Here is a 1048-nt window from a genome sequence, read left to right as displayed (position 1 = left end):
GCCGCCACCCTGGCCGCCGCCACCCTGGCCGCCGCCTCCGAAACCGCCACCGCCTCCCTGGCCTCCGCCGGGACCGCCGGGACCGCCGCCGAACCCGCCGCCCTGCCGCTGGGTCTTGTTGACCTTCGCGGTGGCGTTGCGCAGCGACGGGCCGACCTCGTCGACCTCGATCTCGAAGACGGTGCGCTTCTCGCCTTCGCGGGTCTCGTACGACCGCTGCTTGAGGCGGCCCTGCACGATCACCCGCATGCCGCGCTGCAGGGTCTCGGCCACGTTCTCGGCGGCCTGCCGCCAGACGTTGCAGGTCAGGAAGAGCGCTTCACCGTCCTTCCAGTCGCCCGCCTGGCGGTCGAAGAACCGCGGGGTCGAGGCGATGCGGAAGGACGCGACCGCCTGGCCGCTGGGGGTGAAACGCAGATTCGGGTCCTCGACGAGGTTCCCGACGATCGTGATTACGGTGTCGCCTGCCATGGGGCTCGCTCCGGCTGCTGTGAGGGCCTGGGGCCTGACGCGGGGCGCCTGGCTCAGTGGACCTCGGGGCGGATGACCTTCGTGCGGAGGATCGACTCGCTCAGGTTGAGCTGCCGGTCGAGCTCCTTGACCGTGGCAGGCTCGGCCGACAGGTCGATCACCGCGTAGATGCCTTCGGACTTCTTCTGGATGTCGTACGCCAGGCGCCGGCGGCCCCAGACGTCGACCTTCTCCACGCTGCCGCCGCCGTCCTTGACGACCTTCAGGAACGGGTCGAGTGCCGTGTTCGCGGTGCGCTCGTCGACGGCGGGGTCGAGAATGGCCATGAGTTCGTAACGACGCATGCTGTGTCCCTACCTCCTCTGGACTGGTGCGGCCACGGTCTCTCCGTGACAGGAGGGCTCTTGCGTCTCCCGCGGCTGCGCCGGAACCCGGATCGCCGGGCGCGCCCGCCGCGAGACCGATACAGGCTACCAACTGTCGGCAGCGTACGAGCCGCTTCCCGAAGCAGAACACCAGCACAGCGAAGGTATTCACCTCCTAGAACACGCAGCCCACCCCCGAAGCGAGGCAACCC

Annotated in this window: 2 protein-coding genes; both read right to left on the bottom strand. The window is 69.5% G+C overall.

Translation table 11 applies throughout. From position 1 onward, the window contains the following. The coding region (locus tag ETD83_RS41960; RefSeq protein ID WP_138650786.1) for a single-stranded DNA-binding protein at positions 1-471 on the bottom strand (471 nt) is incomplete at its 3' end. 53 nt (positions 472-524) lie between these two features. Further along, positions 525-815: a 30S ribosomal protein S6 gene (rpsF, locus tag ETD83_RS41955; protein ID WP_138650785.1), complete on the bottom strand. Its 291-nt coding sequence runs from the start codon at positions 813-815 to the stop codon at positions 525-527. Positions 816-1048: the final 233 nt, after the last annotated feature.

It is taken from the genome of Actinomadura soli (genome assembly GCF_005889715.1).
GTDB lineage: Bacteria > Actinomycetota > Actinomycetes > Streptosporangiales > Streptosporangiaceae > Spirillospora > Spirillospora soli.
Note: the sequence above shows the minus strand (reverse complement) of the source record. Positions and strands in the feature narration are given on the sequence as shown.

Excerpts from the sequence above, each read along its gene's own strand:
- rpsF (WP_138650785.1), bottom strand. The coding sequence starts at position 815 with ATGCGTCGTTACGAACTCATGGCCATTCTCGACCCCGCCGTCGACGAG.